The 16,662-nt window shown below is 65.7% G+C and carries 10 protein-coding genes; 1 reads left to right on the plus strand and 9 read right to left on the minus strand.

Annotated elements, in window-relative coordinates; translation table 11 throughout:
* Positions 1-291: 291 nt before the first annotated feature.
* Entirely contained in the window at positions 292-2,643 is a 2,352-nt protein-coding gene (locus tag AC3WJE_RS15330) for a hypothetical protein (RefSeq protein WP_493731685.1), read from the minus strand.
* A 165-nt stretch (positions 2,644-2,808) separates the two neighbouring features.
* Here AC3WJE_RS15330 and AC3WJE_RS15335 point away from each other — a divergent pair, with 165 nt between their 5' ends.
* Positions 2,809-3,666 carry an NAD(P)-dependent oxidoreductase gene (locus tag AC3WJE_RS15335; RefSeq protein WP_493731686.1) on the plus strand — a complete coding sequence of 286 codons (858 nt, stop codon included), beginning with the start codon at positions 2,809-2,811 and terminating at the stop codon, positions 3,664-3,666.
* A gap of 222 nt (positions 3,667-3,888) precedes the next feature.
* Here the strand turns inward: AC3WJE_RS15335 and AC3WJE_RS15340 are convergent, their stop codons facing one another.
* The 8 genes from AC3WJE_RS15340 to AC3WJE_RS15375 form a co-directional block, all read right to left on the minus strand.
* Positions 3,889-4,185 (minus strand): flagellar basal body rod protein FlgC, encoded by a 297-nt coding sequence (locus AC3WJE_RS15340; RefSeq protein WP_493731687.1) that lies wholly within the window; start codon positions 4,183-4,185, stop codon positions 3,889-3,891.
* A gap of 38 nt (positions 4,186-4,223) precedes the next feature.
* Positions 4,224-5,780, minus strand: coding sequence for a DUF5597 domain-containing protein (locus AC3WJE_RS15345; protein ID WP_493731688.1), 1,557 nt, complete (start codon positions 5,778-5,780; stop codon positions 4,224-4,226).
* Positions 5,781-5,875: 95 nt separating this feature from the next.
* Entirely contained in the window at positions 5,876-8,164 is a 2,289-nt protein-coding gene (locus tag AC3WJE_RS15350; protein ID WP_493731689.1) for a S9 family peptidase, read from the minus strand.
* A 126-nt stretch (positions 8,165-8,290) separates the two neighbouring features.
* Positions 8,291-9,862 carry an APC family permease gene (locus tag AC3WJE_RS15355; protein ID WP_493731690.1) on the minus strand — a complete coding sequence of 524 codons (1,572 nt, stop codon included), beginning with the start codon at positions 9,860-9,862 and terminating at the stop codon, positions 8,291-8,293.
* Positions 9,863-10,035: 173 nt separating this feature from the next.
* Positions 10,036-11,874, minus strand: coding sequence for a DUF885 domain-containing protein (locus AC3WJE_RS15360; RefSeq protein ID WP_493731691.1), 1,839 nt, complete (start codon positions 11,872-11,874; stop codon positions 10,036-10,038).
* The gene (locus AC3WJE_RS15365; protein ID WP_493731692.1) at positions 11,874-13,706 is read right to left on the minus strand and encodes a DUF885 domain-containing protein; all 1,833 of its coding nucleotides are present in this window, start codon (positions 13,704-13,706) and stop codon (positions 11,874-11,876) included. The genes AC3WJE_RS15360 and AC3WJE_RS15365 overlap by 1 nt, the downstream gene beginning before the upstream one ends.
* Positions 13,707-13,862: 156 nt before the next feature.
* A complete protein-coding gene (locus AC3WJE_RS15370; RefSeq protein WP_493731693.1) occupies positions 13,863-15,065 on the minus strand; it encodes a M24 family metallopeptidase in 1,203 nt (400 codons plus the stop codon).
* On the minus strand, positions 15,062-16,660 hold the full coding sequence (locus AC3WJE_RS15375; RefSeq protein WP_493731694.1) for an aldehyde dehydrogenase family protein: 1,599 nt from the start codon (positions 16,658-16,660) through the stop codon (positions 15,062-15,064). The genes AC3WJE_RS15370 and AC3WJE_RS15375 overlap by 4 nt, the downstream gene beginning before the upstream one ends.
* Between the last annotated feature and the right edge of the window lie 2 nt (positions 16,661-16,662).

A 16,662-nucleotide genomic window follows, 5' to 3' on the forward strand; every position in this document is an offset into this window, starting at 1 on the left:
TCCATGGATCTTCGATCCCCGGCCATCGGGCATAGCCCGATGGCGCTCAGCACCACGCGAGCCAGTGGCTCGCAAGCAGTGGCGCTTCGCCCCCGCGTTCGCGGGGATGACGGTAGAGACATAGTGGGGAACGGCAGAGAGATGGCGCGGAAGTCGCTGGGTCCCCGCCTTCGCGGGGACGACGGTAGAGGCACCCCGCGCAAGCAGCCACCCTCAGTAAGGCGATGCAAGCGCAAACATCCTCCTATCAGAAAAATTCAAACATCCAGCCGCACGAACTCAAACACAAACTCAAACATACCGCGCCAACACCACCACACTCCCCCCACCCTTCACCGGCAAAGCAACCCGATCACGCTTAGGCCCACCCAACGACACCAAACGCCCATCCACCCGCACCTCATGCAAAGTCTTCCCCGCAGGCACACGCAAACTGAGCCAGACCTGCGACGGCGCACGCTCCGGCAGCTCGACACGTCCGCTGATCGTGCCCTTTCCCGGATCAGCCTGCAGATGAAGGCTCACCCGCCCCCACGGCGTCGGCGCATCACGCAACACGATCGGCTTGCCACTTCCCAGCCAATCGCGAGGCAACGCACGTGCGAAATACAACGCGTCGTCCTGATCGAACACCAGCATCCAGCGCAACAGCAGCGGCACCGTCATCTGCGCCGGCATGCAGAACAGCGGCATGCCGCCGGTGATGCCGGCGACCTCACCTGCAGTCCAGCTGCCACGCGTATGCGCCTGGTAACGGTGCGCGTACAGGAACAGCAGGTACTCCTCGACCCGGTCCAATCGCAGCAACTGCTGCGCATGACCGTAGGAGATGAAGCCCAGGATGTCACGCCCTTCCGGCGTCGGCTTCCAGATGTTGGAAACGATGCCAAGCGTGGTGCCGCCATGGCCGCGCAGGCAGTCGATCACCAGATTCGCCAGATCCGACGGCAGCACATCGGCCTGCAACAACTCGGCATAGGCACGGTGCGACCACAGCTGCTCGCTCTTGCTCGGATCTTCCTGCGACATCGCCTCACGGAAGGTCTGCGTGGTGCCCGGCAATGGCCCGAGGTACGGCGGTGAGAGATCGCGACGGATATCGCCACGAATGCTCTGCAGCAGACGTACGCGCAGCTGTTTGGCACGTGCGCGCCACTGCGTGACCTCGGCGCCACTACCGCCGAGCGTGGTCCACACCGCAGCAAGATCTTCCCAGCCACGGATCGCCAACGCACTATTGGCAAAGTACGGCTTCCACCACAGCGACGGATCCGGATACAGACAGGCATCGGACTCGTTCCAGCCGTGGATCAGGCCGTAACCACGATCGTTCTTCGGCAGCACCAATGCGGCGTCGTGCAGCTCGACCAGGATCTGCGCGGTGGCTGCGATTTTTCCGCGATGCTTGCGCAACAACGCGGCATCGCCGGTGTAGCGCAGGTAACGCGCCAGCAGCGACAACGTGAGCCCGAACTGCCCCGTCTCCGGGCCACGCATGTTGATCAAGCCATCAGGCTGGGTGTACTCGGACAAGTAGTTGTCGAGCACCGCCGTCGCCTGCGCGAAACGTCCCCATTCGAGGTTGGCGTACAGCGAGCTGGTGAAGGTGTCCTGGAAGCCGTCGTACTCATTGCCGTAGTAGTCGCGATCGACCGCGCCGTACTTGGGATAGACCCCAAGCGGGCGTACCACCAGCTCGCGCGCGAAGGCGAAACTCGCCATGTCGGCCCAGCTCGGATCGGGCAACTTCACCACCGTGGTATCGGCCAGACGCGCCTGCCAGTAACCGGCGAAATCGATCAGGCCGCGATAGAAGTCCTCAGCACTCGCGCCACTGCGACGTGGCGGATATTCCGGATAGCTGTAGCCGTAGACAGTCTTCACCGCCTTGCCGTTCTCCACCCGCACCGCGCGATGCCAGGTCTGCACCACGAAACGGTCGTGCGCGTTCACGTCGGCAAACACGATCAGGTCGTACCAGATGCCTTCGCCGGCCGGCACCACCTTGTGCACCGCCGGCAACCAGCCACCGAGCAGGCCTTCCTCGCGATGCGCAACCTTGTCGGCATCCGCCAGCTCGGGAAAGTACTGGATCGCCCGGTAGGTGCGGCTGCGCCCGTCCGGGTAGATCTGCATGGTGTCGTTGCCCTGCACCGTGCCGACAAAGGTGGTCCATGGCAGACGGCCACCGTAATCCTTCGGATCCAGCCGCGATGCCGGCGGCGGCGCGGCATCGCGCACCTCGTGCTCGCGCGGGTCACCGTCGCGCAGCAGATGATCGGCGAGCAGATCGGCCTCGGCCATCGCCACCTCGGCCAGCTTCATGCCGAAGTACGGCATGCCCGCACTGCCCCACACCGCCTCGGTGCGCTTGCCCAGGTCGAGCACGCCCTCCGCGCAGGCCAGCACCAGCGCCCCCTGCGGCGTGCGCAGATCCTCGTGCACGACCCACGCCTGATCGCGATGCCGGAATCCGCACAACTGCGTGAATCCCTCCAGCTCCGTGGCGACCACGGGACGCAGCGCCGGCGCGACCGGGACGAGGTCGTGCGCCGGATCCGCATCGACACGGGAAAACGCCGGCGCAATGCCGGCAAAGGCAGTTGCGGCGATGCCGCCACGCAGGAAGCTTCGGCGATCCATGGTCGTGATTCTCCAAGTCTGGACTTAGCGCATCGTGCGCAATGGCGCCTTTCCCGTCTTGTGGCCTGACGCTGGCCGCAATGCGGAATCGTGCACAGCTGAGCATCTCCACGGGGCACCGGGACGCCGGCGTATGCTGAAGGTCCTCCCCCACCGAGTGCCACCATGCCCACCGCCGTCCCTTCCATCGCCCTGGTCGCGCCGGGCGCGATGGGCGCCGCGCTTGGCGCGCGCCTGCATGCGCACGGCATCCGCGTACTGACCTCGCTGCACGGCCGCAGCGACGCCAGTACCGAACGTGCCCGCCACGCCGGCCTGGAGCCCGTGGCCGACGAAGCCGGGCTGTTGCAGGCCGAGGTATTCCTGTCGGTGGTGCCACCGAACCGGGCACTGCCGCTGGCGCGCCATTTCGCCACGCTGGTGCGGGCCGGGCATGCCGGGCCGCCGCCGATCTACGTGGACCTCAACGCGATCAATCCCGACAGCGCACGCGAAGTCGGCACCGAGATCGCCCGTGCCGGCGCGGCCTTCGTCGATGGCTGCATCATCGGCCTGCCGCCGGGCATGGACGGTCCCGGACCGACGCTGCACCTCGCCGGCGAACCGGCACCTGAAGTGGTCACGCGACTGCGTGCGGGAGGACTGGATGCACACGACATGGCGGCCCCGATCGGCGCCGCTTCCGCACTGAAGATGGCTTACGCCGGCATCAACAAGGGCCTGACCGCACTCGGTGCCTGCATGTTGCTGGCCGCCGAGCGCCACGGCGCGCGCGAAGCGCTGCTGGCCGAACTGGGCCACAGCCGCCCGGAACTGCTGCGGCGCCTCGGCCCGGCCCTGCCCGACATGCTGCCCAAGGCCTACCGCTGGGCCCCGGAGATGGCCGAGATCAGTGACTTCGTCGGCGCCGAACTACCCGAGAACGGCATCTATCGCGCGATGGAAGCATTCTTCGCGCGCCTGGCCGCACTGGAAGCCGACGCTCCCGAACGGGCCCAGCTCGCCCGCGGCACCTCTTCGTAAAGCGGAGCTTGTGCAAGCGTCCCTCTCAGGACTCCCCCGGACTCCTCAAAGGATTTTTCTGTGGGAGGGACTTCAGTCCCGACGCTATCCGACGCCGCTACGCTTACCCCTTCGCTCGTCGCGACTGAAGTCGCTCCCACAAGAGGCTTCTGCGCCTCCGAGCCAGCACTTGGCATCATCAGGACTGGCAAAGGCGTTCGCCTGCGCCACCCGGATCCGCCCTCAAGCCAGCATGTCGAGCAGGCTGCCGATCATCTCGTCGCTGCGCGACACCACCACGGCGTTGGCCTCGAAGTCGCTGCTGGCCGACACGCTGTAGACCAGGTCGGTCGTCATGCCGTCGGCGTCATCAGGCGCAGCGACCAGGCTGCCAGTGACGCCACCGTCCGGTAGCGCACTGGCATCCACGCCCACACGCTGTGCGTCCGGCACCATCGCGCTGGCGATATTGCTTGCCGCTGCGGTCTGCCGCAGTTGCGCGACGTTCATTCCAGAGGTAGCGATCGAGGCAATGCTCATGACGTGGGTCCAAGGGGGATGCGCTGGACCGCTGTCGCTCAGTACGTCCCGACCCGCACGCGCATGATCGGCGGATCGGACGCCCGGAAGTTGAGGCCGTAATCGGTCTCGTCGCCGTTGAGCACTTTCTCCAACTGCCAGCGCCCGTCGACGTACCGACCCTGCTCCACCCGCAACAGTTGTCCATGCAGGTTATCGGCCGCCTGGCGGGAAAATTCAGCTCGCGCGGCGAAACCGGTAACCAGGAATTCGTCCGGGCCGAGCTGGGCCACCAGCAAACGACCGGCATGGTCGGTAGTGCCAGGCAGGATCGGCGGCGCTTCGCCCCAGTGCGGCGCGCCAAACGACACCGTGACCTGCCAATCGCCGAATTTCAGCACGCGCTGCGGCTGGCCGGGCTGCTCGGTGATGGCCTGCAACCGGCCTTCGGCACTGGCCTTGGCCAATACTCGATCGATCGGCGCCACCAATCCGAAGCTGGCCTTATGCGCGGCGATCGCGGCGCGGTTGGCCTCACTGTCGGCATTATCGTCGATACCGAACACCGAGAAGCCGACGCCGCCCTGCCCCAACACATGGAACAGGTAGGGCGCAGTGGTCGCGTCGAACCCGGTCTCGGAAATCCACGCCGGGTTGTCCGGACGCGCGTACTGACCGACGACCTTGGTGAACTCGTTGTAGTCGTCGGTATACAGATCAGTGCCGATGAAATCGACCGACGGCGTGGCCGCGCGCCATAGCTCGAACACGTTGACGGTGGCGCCGCCGGACGGATAGTCCAGGCCCGGATAGCGCTTGCCCTTGTAGCGCAGCCAGGTGTTCACATACATCGGCAACGGGTACTCGCGCTTGCCGGCGGCGGTGACCTGTTCGATGTAAGCAGCGACGCTGTAGGCGTTGAACGCCTCGGCGGCATCGCTGCCGAACACCTGTTGCCAGCTGCCAGCCGGCTTGCCCAGCTTCGCGACGATTTCCGTCGGCACCGGCCGGGCGAAAGCGGCCTCGCCGAGCGGACCGAAATCGCGCACGGTGCCGATCGCGCCCGGTTCGTTCTCGACCTGGACCAGGATCACCGTGCGCTTGTCGCCATCGACCTTGCGCAGGTGGCGCATCAGCGCGGCGAATGCACGCTCGTCCGCCTCCACATTGGCCGGCGCATGTGGCGAAAGCACGTCGACCGGTTCGCCGTTGGCGTCGCGCATGCGCGGATAACGCGCCTCATCGCGCTTGATCCATTCCGGTACGTAGTGCATCTGACCGTTCTTCCAGGTGCCGAACCACAGCAATGCCAGGCGCAGCCCGCGTTGCCGCGCCTGGGCGATCAGCAGGTCGATGCTGCTCGTGTCGTAGCGACCCGGCTCGGGCTCGAACTGTTCCCAGTACACCGGCGCTTCAACCGTGTTGACGTTCAGTGCCTGCGCTTCGTCCATCGCCTTCGGCAGCACCGCCGGCCACACGCTGGAGTTGTGCAGCTGCGCGGCGAGCACCAGATACGGCGCGCCGTCCACGTACAGCGTGTGGCGGCCGTTGTCGGTGACGTAGCGTGGAATCTCCTCGGCCCATCCCAGCAGCGGAAACAGCAGCCCGAACAACATCAGCGCTCGTTGTGGGAAGGACTTCAGTCTCGACGCTTTACCGGTAAGTCTTGTCGGGACTGAAGTCCCTCCCACATTCCTGATATCGGGCTTCATTACGGTTTTTCCTCCAGCGAATTCCAGCGAGGTGTCGGCACGCCTTGCAGATGGCGCACGAAAAAGTCGTACATGCGGCGGGTGACGTAATCGATCGGCCCGCTGGAGCGTCCGACCGCGTGTTCACCACCCGGCACATCGAGCAGATCGAAATCCTTGCCGGCGGCGATCAAGGCATTGACCACCTGTGCGGTCGAGGCCGGATCGACGTTGCTGTCCTGCTCGCCGACGATCAGCAGCAGGTCGCCGCGCAGCTTGCCGGCGTTGACCACGCCGGAAGCGCGCGCATAGCTGTCGTCCACCGGCCAGCCCATCCACTGCTCGTTCCAGCTGATCTTGTCCATGCGATTGTCGTAGCAACCGGCCATCGCCACGCCGGCCTTGTAGAAATCCGGATGACGTTCCAGCGCGCCGAGCGTGCTCTGGCCGCCGGCCGAAGCACCATAGATGCCGACACGGGTGATGTCGTAAGACGGATCCCGCGCCGCCATCGCCTTGTGCCAGGCGATGCGGTCGGGGAAGCCGGAATCGCCGAGGTTCTTCCAGGCCACATCATGGAAGGCCTTGGAACGATTGGCCGTGCCCATGCCATCGATCATCACCACGATGAAGCCGAGATCGGCCAACGCCTGCATGCCGATCTGCTTGTCGCCGCCGGAGTGATAGCCGAACGGCCAGAACGTCTTCGGCACGAATGAGTCGTGCGGACCGGCGTAGATGTTCTCGATCACCGGATACTTCCTGGCCGGGTCGTAGTCGCGCGGACGCACCACCATGCCCCAGATATCGGTCTTGCCGTCGCGCCCCTTGGCGGTGAAGCTCTGCGGTGGCTTCCAGCCGGCGGCGAGCAGACGCGAGATATCGCCGTGCTCCAGCGTGCGCACCGGCACGCCATCGATACGATGCAGCTCGGCGACCGGCGCCAGATCGGGGCGCGAATACACATCCACGTACCATGCGCCGTCGTCGGAAATCGCCACGTCATGGTCGGCATCGGCGTGGGTGAGCCGGGTCAGGTGCGAACCGTCGAAGTCCACCGCGAACAACTGGCGGTAGTACGGATCCTTGCCCGCATCCATGCCGCTGGCCGCGAACCAGATCCGGCGCTGGCGGTCGTCCACCCGCAGCACGTCGCGCACCACCCAGTCACCGTGGGTGATCGCGCGCTTCACGCGGCCGCTGCTGCCGTCGATCAGATACAGGTGACGCCAGCCGTCACGCTCGGAAATCCAGATGATCTCCTTGCCCAGATCGTCAACTTCATGGGCGAAGCTCCGGTCGGCGTAAACGAAGGTCTTGGCGTTCTCTTCCACCGCTGCGTGCGGCTTGCCGCCGGCGGCATCCACCGCGATCACCCGCATGCGCTGAAAACCGCGCTGCACGTACTGGAAGCTGAAACTGCCGCCGTCGGCACGCCACTGGATCGGTGACAACGAGTACGGATTGCTGAACAACGCATCGTCGATCTCGCGGCGCGCACCATCCACGCCGAACAGCACCGGCCGCTCGATATCGACCGCATCGCCCGGCTTGGGATAGAGCTGGGTACGCACGCGTGGCTGCAACTGGTCCGACGGCGAGGACTCCACCCGCGTCACCAACCGCGCATCGCCGGGCTTGACCCGATACAGCGCGAAATGACGCGAATCCGGCGCCCAGGCAATGCTTTCCGGATCGTAAAAAGCGTCAACACGACCATCGTTGGTGAGCTGTGCAACGCGACCATCACTGAGATGGCGCAGCGCCACGTCATAGCCCTCGACATACGCTTCCCACTGCCCGTCCGGCGAGCGATGCGGAGTGTTGTCGGCCGGCACGCGCAGATCGCGTACCACGCCGAAACCGTGCGGACGCTGTTTGTCCGGTTCCTGCGCGCAGACATAGTCGGTCAGCGTGCAGCGCCACGATGCATAGTCGATACCGAAGCGGATCGCGCCATACGGGTCGGCACCCGCACTGACGTAGTAGAAGCGATCGAACGGCAGTCGCAGCGGCGCATAGCTGCGACCGCCGGCCTTCGACAACGCCTGCGCCAATCGCGACGCATCAAACGCCGGCTGCGTCGCACTGCTGGCCGGATCGCCGAGTACGAAAGCGAATCCGCCCTCGACCGTCTTGCGGTAGTAGAAGCGCCCGTCATCGCGCCACTGCGCCGGGAAGGCGACATCACGGGTCAGGCCACTCCATGCCTCGCGCAGGCCCAGTGAGCGCGCGTAGTCGGCAGGTGCCGGCGTGGCCTGAGCAGTGCCAAGCCAGCCGAGCAGCAGTACGGCAAGGATTTTTCTCATGCGTTCCCCGATATCTCCGGTAATGCTCTCGTAGGAGCGGCTCTGGGTGGCCTAGGGCCATCAGCCGCGATGAGGCTTTCCCGGTAAAGCCTCATCGCGGCTGAAGCCGCTCCTACAAAGGCAAAACTACTCCCCGTCATCCTCTTCCAGCGCCAGTTCGTCGCTGCGCAGGCCCGTACGCGCGCCCCAGTGGTAGACGAAGAACGCGATCACCGCCACCGTCAACGTGTCCCACGGATGCGCGATCGCACCGGTGCCACCGAAGGTGCCCAGGTACGACACGCCCATCACCAGCACATAGAAACCGATCAACCAGAGCGAACCGCGCACCTGCCGCAGCAGGCGTGGGCGCGCCTCGCGCGACGGCAGCCGGAACAGCACGTAGGCCACGAACACCAGCACCTGCAGGCCGAGCAGCCACGACAGCGTCTTCCACGTCGACCAATACACGATCAACGCGGCGACCACGAACGAAAGCGGCCCCAGTACACCGAACGCGCTCACCCGGAACGGCCTCGGCAACTCCGGTGCACTGCGCCGCAGCGCCGCCACCGTCACCGGCGCCACCGCGTAGCTCAGCACCAGCGCGGCGGATACCACGTTGATCAGCGTCTCCCACGACGGGAACGGCAGCGTCCAGAACACCGACAGCGCAAAGCTCAGCCACAGCGCCGGGCGCGGGATACCGGACTTCTCGTCGATCCTGGTCAGCACCGGCAGGAAGCCACCACTGCGCGCCCAGCCGTAGACCACGCGCGGCGTGGCGTTCATGTAGATGTTGCCGGTGCCGCTGGGCGAGACCACCGCGTCACAGACCACCAGCGTCGCCAACCAGCCCATGCCCAGCGCCAGCGCGATGTCGCGGTATGGCAGCGAGAACGCCTTGTCGATGCCGGCCCATCCACCGCTCAGATGATCGGCCGGAATACCGCCCAGGAACGCCAGCTGCAGCAACACATAGATCACCGTGGATAGCGCCACCGACAGGATCAGCGCGATCGGGATCGTGCGTTGCGGATCGCGCACCTCGCTGGCGACCGAGACGATCGGAGTCAGGCCGAGGTAGGCGAAGATGATGCCGCCGGCCGAGATCGCCGCCTCGACGCCGGCCGCACCGAACGGTGCGAAACCGTGCACCTGCAGGTTGTCGGTATTGAAATGCGTCAGCAGCAGCACGATCACCAGCACCGGCACCACGAACTTGAACACGCTGACGATGTTGTTGGCCAGCGCGAACGTCTTCACGCTGAAGTAGTTGAGCAGGAAGAACAGCACCAGCAGGAAGAACTGCAACAGCCAACCCGCCACGCTGGGATGCGAGCTGTCCGGCTGGCTCAATGACGGGAACCAGGCCGCGGCGTACTGGCGACAGGCCTCGACCTCGATCGCGATCAGGCTGGAGAACGCGATCAAGGTGATGAAACCCATCAGCGAGCCGAGCAGCACACCGTGGGAATACTCCGGATAGCGCACCACACCGCCGGCACGCGGCAACGCCGCGCCGAGTTCGCAGTACACCAATCCCAACAGCAACACCGCGATGCCGCCGACTACCCAAGACAGGATGCCGGCCGGCCCGGCGATCGCCGAGACGTGGCTGGCAGCGAACAGCCAGCCGGAACCGAAGATCGAACCGAGCCCGATGAAGGTCAGGTCGGTCAGGCTCAGACTCTTGTGGAACTTGCCTTGTGCTGCCATGGATTTCCCCCTGGAATGAAGTGATCTAGCTCCCCTTCTCCCCTGGGGAGAAAGTGCCCCGAAGGGGCGGATGAGGGTTCGGGCGAAGCCTCGTGCAATCCAAACATCACGAGGCTTCGCCCGTGCCCTCACCCCAACCCCTCTTTCGGTGGGAGAGGGGCTTCAGTCCATGCCTACTGCTCGCCTGCCGCGAAATCCGCCCAAGGCGACTTACCACCACCGGCGATGAACCGATCGATCTGCGCTTCCAGCACCGGCAGCGGCACCGAACCGGTCTGCAGCACAGCATCGTGGAACGCACGGATGTCGAACTTCTCGCCCAGCGCCGCCTCGGCCTTGTGGCGCAGCTCCAGGATTTTCAGCTCGCCGAGGTAATACGACAGCGCCTGCCCCGGCCACGCGATGTAGCGATCGACCTCGGTGGTGACCTCGTGCTCGCTCAGCGCGGTGTTGTCGCGCAGGTAAGCGATCGCCTGCTCGCGGCTCCAGCCGTAATGATGGATGCCGGTGTCGATCACCAACCGGCACGCACGCCACATCTGGTAAGTCAGATAACCGAAGCGATCGTAGGGCGTCTCGTACATGCCCATCTCCTGCCCCAGATACTCCGAGTACAGCGCCCAACCCTCGCCGTAGGCGGAGATGTAGCCGTAACGTCGATAGTCCGGCAGCGTGGTGTCCTCCGCCGCCAGCGGCATCTGCAACGCATGGCCGGGCGAGGACTCGTGCAGCGTCAACGCCGGCAGGTTGTACAGCGGCCGCGACGACAGGTTGTAGGTGTTGACCAGATAGATGCCCGGGCCACCGCGACCACCGGTGTAGAACGGCGCCAGATCGGCCGGCACCGGCTCGATCGCGAAACGCCTGCGCGGCAGCCTGCCGATGTAATCGCCGACCTTGGCATCTACGCGCTTGGCGATCCAGGCTGCATCCTTGAGCAGTTCCTCCGGTGTCTTCGGATAGAACTGCGGATCGGTACGCAGGAAGTGCAGAAACGCCGGAAAGGTCTGCTCTCCGGCCGGCGTCTTGAAGCCGCTGGCGACGATGGTCTCGTCCATCTGCCTGCGCAGCTGTGCCACTTCCTTCAAGCCCAGCTCGTGGATCTGCTCAGGGCTCAGGTCCAGCGTGGTGTATTCCCGGATCTGCGCACGGTAGTAGTCCTTGCCATCGGGCAACGCTTCGCCCGCCAGGCTGGTGCGCGCCTTCGGGAAATACTCCTGGCGCATGAAGCCGAGCAGCTTGGAGTACGCCGGCACCACCTTGGCGGAAATCACCGCAAGTGCCTGCTTGCGCAGCTCGGCCTGCCTGGCTGCCGGGATCGTCGCCGACATCCGCTTGAACGGGGTGTAGAACAGGTTGGATTCGCCCGTCGCATTGGCGACATCGGCGATCGATTCATCGCGCCCGTCCAGCGTCACCCGCGGCTGGCTGAAACCACGCGCCAGACCGGCACGCATGTTGGCGATCTGTTCGTCGAAGTAACGCGGGATGTCGGCCAGTTGGCCGAGGTAACGCCGATAGTCCTCGGCGGTGCGGAAACTGCCTCGCGCGGTGAAGCCGAGATCATTCCAGAACGCGGTGTCGCTGTTGAACGGCATCTCCCAGGCGTGGAAACGCTGCTGGTCGAGAAACACCTCGATCTGCTGGCGATAGACCTGGTAGTTGACCAGTTCGGGCTGCGGCAATTGATCCTGCGGGATCGCGTCCAGTTCGCGTATGACCTGCTGCCAGTACGCGGTACGCGCCTGCTGCGTGGCCGGATCGACCTTGGGCAGGTGATCGGCGGCCGCACCCGGGCCGTTCTCGTCATCGGCCCCGGCGAACTGCTGCTGCCGCCACTTCCACTCGCGCTCGTACAGCGCCTTGAAGCGCGTGGCGGCATCGGCGCCCGGTGCAGCTTTTTCTGTGGAAGGGACTTCAGTCCCGAGAGAACTTGCATGACCCGCGGTCGGGACCGAAGTCGCTCCCACAGCCAGCCACCAGGCCAATGCGAATGCCATGGGGCGTCGCATCACACGCCCTCCTTCGCCGGCGCGGTGCTGGCCTTGACCTTCGCGATCCAGGCCTCGATGCGTGCATCCAACAGGTCCAGCGGCATCGCACCGCCGCCGAGGATGGCGTCGTGGAAAGCACGGATGTCGAACTTGCCGCCCAGTTCCTTCTCGGCCTTGGCGCGCAGCGCCAGGATTTCCAGCTGACCGATCTTGTAACCCAGCGCCTGCCCCGGCCAGACGATGTAGCGATCGGTCTCGGCCTGGATGCTCGGCTCGTCATCGGACGGATGCGCGTGGAAGAAGTCGACCATCTGCTGGCGGGTCCAGTGCTTGTAGTGCACGCCGGTGTCGAGCACCAGCCGGTTGGCGCGCAGCAGCTCGCCGGCCAGATGACCGTAGCGGCTGTAGGGATCCTTGTAGAAGCCGATCTCCTGGGCCAGGCGCTCGGCATACAGCGCCCAACCTTCGATGAAGGCGTTGTAGCCGGCCTGCTGCCGGAACGGCGGCAGCGGCAGCGTCTGCGCGAGCGAGATCTGCAGGTGATGGCCCGGCACGCCCTCGTGGTAGGCGGTGGTCTCGATGTTGACCAGCGTGCGCTCGGTGGCATCGTTGGCGTTGACCATCACGATCGCCGGCTTGGTGCCTTCCGGATTGCTCTGCCAGTACTCGGCACCCGGCGCCTCGCGACGGAACGCCGGCATCGCCTGCACGATCAGCGGGGTCTTCGGCAGATGCCCGAACAGCTTGGGCAGCTCCGGCTCCATGCCGGCGATGTAGCCGCGATACAGATCGAGGATCTGCTCGCTGTTCTTGGCGAAGTGCGACTTGTCGGTGTCCACCGCCTTGCGGAAGCTCGCCAGATCCTTGTAACCCAGCGAGGTCGCGATCGTGGTCATCTCGCCTTCGATCCGCGCCACTTCCTGCAAGCCGATCTGATGGATCTGCTCGGGCGTCTTGTCGCTGGTGGTCTGGATGTGGATCGCGAACGCGTAGCGCTTGTCGCCATCCGGCAGCGACCACAGGCCTTCGTGCTCGCGGCCCTTGGCTGCGTATTCGTCCTGCACGAACACGGCCAGCTTCTCGTAGGCCGGACGCACCTGCTGATCGACTGCCGCCACCAGTTGCTTGCGCAGTTCGTCGCGCTGGGCGGCATCGGGCACGGCCTTGTCGAGCTTCTTCAGCGGCGAGGCGAACGGGCTGTCGGCGCCCTTCGATGCGGCGATCTTGCGGATCTGCCCGGGCAGCTTCTCCAGCAGGTAGCGCGGCTGCACCAGCCCATCCTTCGCACCCTGGCGCGAGACCTCGATCACCTGATCGATCAATCCCGGCACCGCTTGCAGACGCTTGATGTAGTCCTGGTAGTCCTTGGCGCTCTCGAACGTGAACGCGTCGCCATAGCCGGCCAGCGCCAGTTGGATGCCGCCGACCGGCTCCAGCGGCATTTCATAGTTCTTCAGATCGATCGAGTCGAGCGCGTCCTGCAACTGGCGCAGCATCATCTGCAGGCTCAGCTGGCGCTGCTCGTCGAGCGTGGCCGGATCCATGGACTTGAAGCGCTGCAGGAAATCGTCGGTGGCCTTGCGGTCGGCCTCGACCGCGGCCAGCGAGTGATCGCTCCAGCGATCGTTGTAGCGCTTGTCGCCGATGATGCTGGCGAATTCCGGGTTGTGTTCGAGCTGGTACTGCCATTGCGTATCCAGCAGCGTGTCGAAAGCCTGCGCGGCCTGTTCCGGCGTGGCGCTGGCGCTGGCCGACTCCGCCTTCGGCGCGGCCGGCGGCTGGGACGATCCGCAGGCCGACAGCAGCGCGGCGGCCAGCAAGGAAACGGCAAGAGGTCGGATCAGCGGCATGCAATCACTCCGGAAGATGGTGGTGGTTCTGTTTTGCTTGGCATGTGGGCGGGACTCTGCGTGGCCTAGGGCCATCAGTCCCGACGCCTTGCCGGTAATGCCCGTCGGGACTGATGGCCCTAGGCCACGCAGAGTCCCTCCCACAAACCGCTTCTTTCACGCGAATGGCTGGTCAATCGCCACCGACGGCGGCGTGAACCACTGCGCGCCGGTCTCGGTGACATAGAAATGATCTTCGAGCCGCACGCCGAACTTGCCCGGCACCACGATCATCGGTTCGTTGCTGGCGCACATGCCCGGTTGCAGCGCGGTGCGATTGCCACGCACCAGGTACGGCGCCTCGTGGATCGCCAACCCGCAACCGTGGCCGGTGCGATGCGGCAGCCCCGGCAGGCGGTAATCCGGGCCCAGTCCACCCGCTTCCAGCACTGCGCGCGCGGCGTTGTCCACGTCCTCACAGGCCACGCCCGGGCGGATCGCCGCGAACGCTGCGGCCTGCGCCGCCTTTTCCAGATCCCAGATCCGGCGCTGGTCGTCGTCGGGCGTGCCGAAGATCCAGGTGCGGGTGATGTCGGAGTGATAGCCCTGCACGGTGCAGCCGGTATCGATCAGCACCAGCTCGCCTTCGCGCAGGTGCTGCACGCCGGGGATGCCATGTGGGAACGAGGTGGCGTGGCCGTACTGGACGATGCAGAAGGTCGAGCCGTTGTCGGCACCAAGCGCACGATGCGCGCTGTCGATGAAGCGCACCAGTTCGTCGGTGCCCAATCCTTCACGGGCGATACCGGCGGCAAGGCGCTGCACCTGCAGGGTCATGTCGCAGGCCTGCTGCATCAGCGCCAGTTCGGCCGGCGACTTGCACAGCCGGCAGCCGTCGATGATCGGGGTGGCATCGACGATCACCTGCGCGTCCAGATGCACGCGCAGGCCGGTGTGGATCGCAAACGCGGCACCGGGATCCAGCGCCAGCGTGCGCGCGCCACGCTCGGCCATCGCTTGTGCGACCAGTGCGTACGGGTCTTCGTGTTCTTCCCAGAGACGCTTGAGCGCGGGAATCTTCAGCACTGCGTCGAGCGAACCTTCCTCGAACGCCGGGCAGATCAGCAACGGATCGCCTTCGACCGTGACCAGCAATGCCACCAGTCGCTCGGTGGCACCCCACGGCACGCCTGCGAAATAACGCAACGAAGTACCGGCGCTGACCAACAACGCATCCGCACCGAGCGAGCGCAGCAACGCGCGCGCCTTCTCGATCCGCTGCTGGTATTCACTGCCGGAGATCGCCGGCGCACGCTGCATCCACGGACGCAACTGCGCCTGTGCTTCGGCCAGGCTCACATGACCGATCTGCGCACTCATGCCTGCGCCCCCACGTCGGCGCTGCTCCACTGTCCATCGATCAGGCGCTGCACGCAGCCAGGATTGGCATCGCGCAGTTCCACCGGCAGCAGCGCATCGGGCACGGCGTCATAGCTGTGCAGCGCGGCGAAGCGATGGATCGCCGCCGGCATGCCGACCGCGGTGAAACCCGGATGTCCGGTACTCGGGAATGGCCCACCGTGATTCTGCGCAGCGCTGACCGCAACGCCGGTCGGCATCTTGCTGTTGCTCAGTCGACCGACGCGGGCACGCAGCACCGGCGCGATCGCCTGCCAGGCGGCATCGTCGGAACCATCGGCGGCGCGGTACAGCGTGCCGGTCAGGTTGCCTTCGAACGCACGTGCGACCGCGACCATCTCGTCGGTATCGTCGACCCGCACCAGCAGGCTGACCGGGCCGAACGCCTCGGTCTGCAGGGCGCGTGGATCGGCCAGGAAATCCACCGCATCCACCGACAGCAGCGTAGGCGGATAGCGGAAACCGCCCTGCCCCGCATCCGATGCCACCGCCAGCACCTCCGCGCCCGCCTTGCGCAGCGTGTCCACGCCGTGTGCGACGTGATCGGCACCACTCTGCGAGAACAGCACCATCGGCGCAGCCGCGGCGAAATGTGCGCTGGCCGCAGCAACGAAAGCATCACCAGCGGCGTCGCGCGGCACGATCACCACACCGGGGTTGGTACAGAACTGACCACTGCCGAGCGTGCACGAGGCGAAGAATTCCTGCGCCAGTGCCTCACCGCGCTCGGCCAGTGCACCGGGCAGCATGAACACCGGGTTGACGCTGGACAGCTCGGCGTAGAACGGAATGCCGGCCGCGTCGGCGGTGGCCTTCAGCGCCAGCCCGCCACCACGACTGCCGGTGAAGCCGATCGCGCCGATCCGCGCATCGCCGGCCAGCTTCAGGCCGGTCGGGTTGTCGACGTGATAGAGCAACTGCACCGTCGCCGCCGGCAAGCCGCTGGCGAGCAATGCCTGATGCGCCAACTGCGCCATGCGCTGGCTGGTGGCCGGATGCAGCGGGTGCGCCTTGGCGATCACCGGGTTGCGCGCAGCGATCGCCGAGGCGAAATCGCTGCCGGCAATCGCGTTGAAGGCGAACGGAAAATTGTTGGGACCAAACACCACCACCGGTTTGGACAGCGGCGCCAGATGCGAACGCAGGCCGGCTGCGGTATCGATCACCGGGTTGGTCCAGGTGTAGCCGCGCACCGCCTTGGCTGCCTGGCGCAGCTGACCGCTGGTACGCGGCAGCTCGTTGCCGCGCAGCCGCGTGGGCGCCGGCAACGCGGTCTCGGCATGCGCGAGTGCGACCAGCGTGTCGGCATCGGCGTCGAGCGCATCGGCATACGCCTCAAGAAACGCTGCGATCTTCTCCGCCGGCAACGCGGCCAGCTCGGCGGCAACGGCGCTGGCCGCCGCGACGGCGGCCTCGACGTCGGCGGGGCCACTGACCGGGAACACCGGACCGATCGCCTCGCCGGTGGTCGGATCGGCGGCGCGGAAGCTGCCCTTCACCTCAAGACTCGGTTGCCAGGCACCGGCGAGCAGGACAGGTTGGATCGCATCGTTCATTG

The sequence above is a fragment of the Pseudomonas sp. GW821-FHT07E12 genome, from assembly GCF_058986605.1.

Bases quoted from the DNA above. Each gene is read 5' to 3' on its own strand.
- AC3WJE_RS15335 (WP_493731686.1), top strand. From the start codon at position 2,809: ATGCCCACCGCCGTCCCTTCCATCGCCCTGGTCGCGCCGGGCGCGATG.
- AC3WJE_RS15355 (WP_493731690.1), bottom strand. From the start codon at position 9,862: ATGGCAGCACAAGGCAAGTTCCACAAGAGTCTGAGCCTGACCGACCTG.
- AC3WJE_RS15345 (WP_493731688.1), bottom strand. From the start codon at position 5,780: ATGTTGTTCGGGCTGCTGTTTCCGCTGCTGGGATGGGCCGAGGAGATT.
- AC3WJE_RS15340 (WP_493731687.1), bottom strand. From the start codon at position 4,185: ATGAGCATTGCCTCGATCGCTACCTCTGGAATGAACGTCGCGCAACTG.
- AC3WJE_RS15350 (WP_493731689.1), bottom strand. From the start codon at position 8,164: ATGAGAAAAATCCTTGCCGTACTGCTGCTCGGCTGGCTTGGCACTGCT.
- AC3WJE_RS15365 (WP_493731692.1), bottom strand. From the start codon at position 13,706: ATGCCGCTGATCCGACCTCTTGCCGTTTCCTTGCTGGCCGCCGCGCTG.
- AC3WJE_RS15370 (WP_493731693.1), bottom strand. From the start codon at position 15,065: ATGAGTGCGCAGATCGGTCATGTGAGCCTGGCCGAAGCACAGGCGCAG.
- AC3WJE_RS15330 (WP_493731685.1), bottom strand. From the start codon at position 2,643: ATGGATCGCCGAAGCTTCCTGCGTGGCGGCATCGCCGCAACTGCCTTT.
- AC3WJE_RS15360 (WP_493731691.1), bottom strand. From the start codon at position 11,874: ATGCGACGCCCCATGGCATTCGCATTGGCCTGGTGGCTGGCTGTGGGA.
- AC3WJE_RS15375 (WP_493731694.1), bottom strand. From the start codon at position 16,660: ATGAACGATGCGATCCAACCTGTCCTGCTCGCCGGTGCCTGGCAACCG.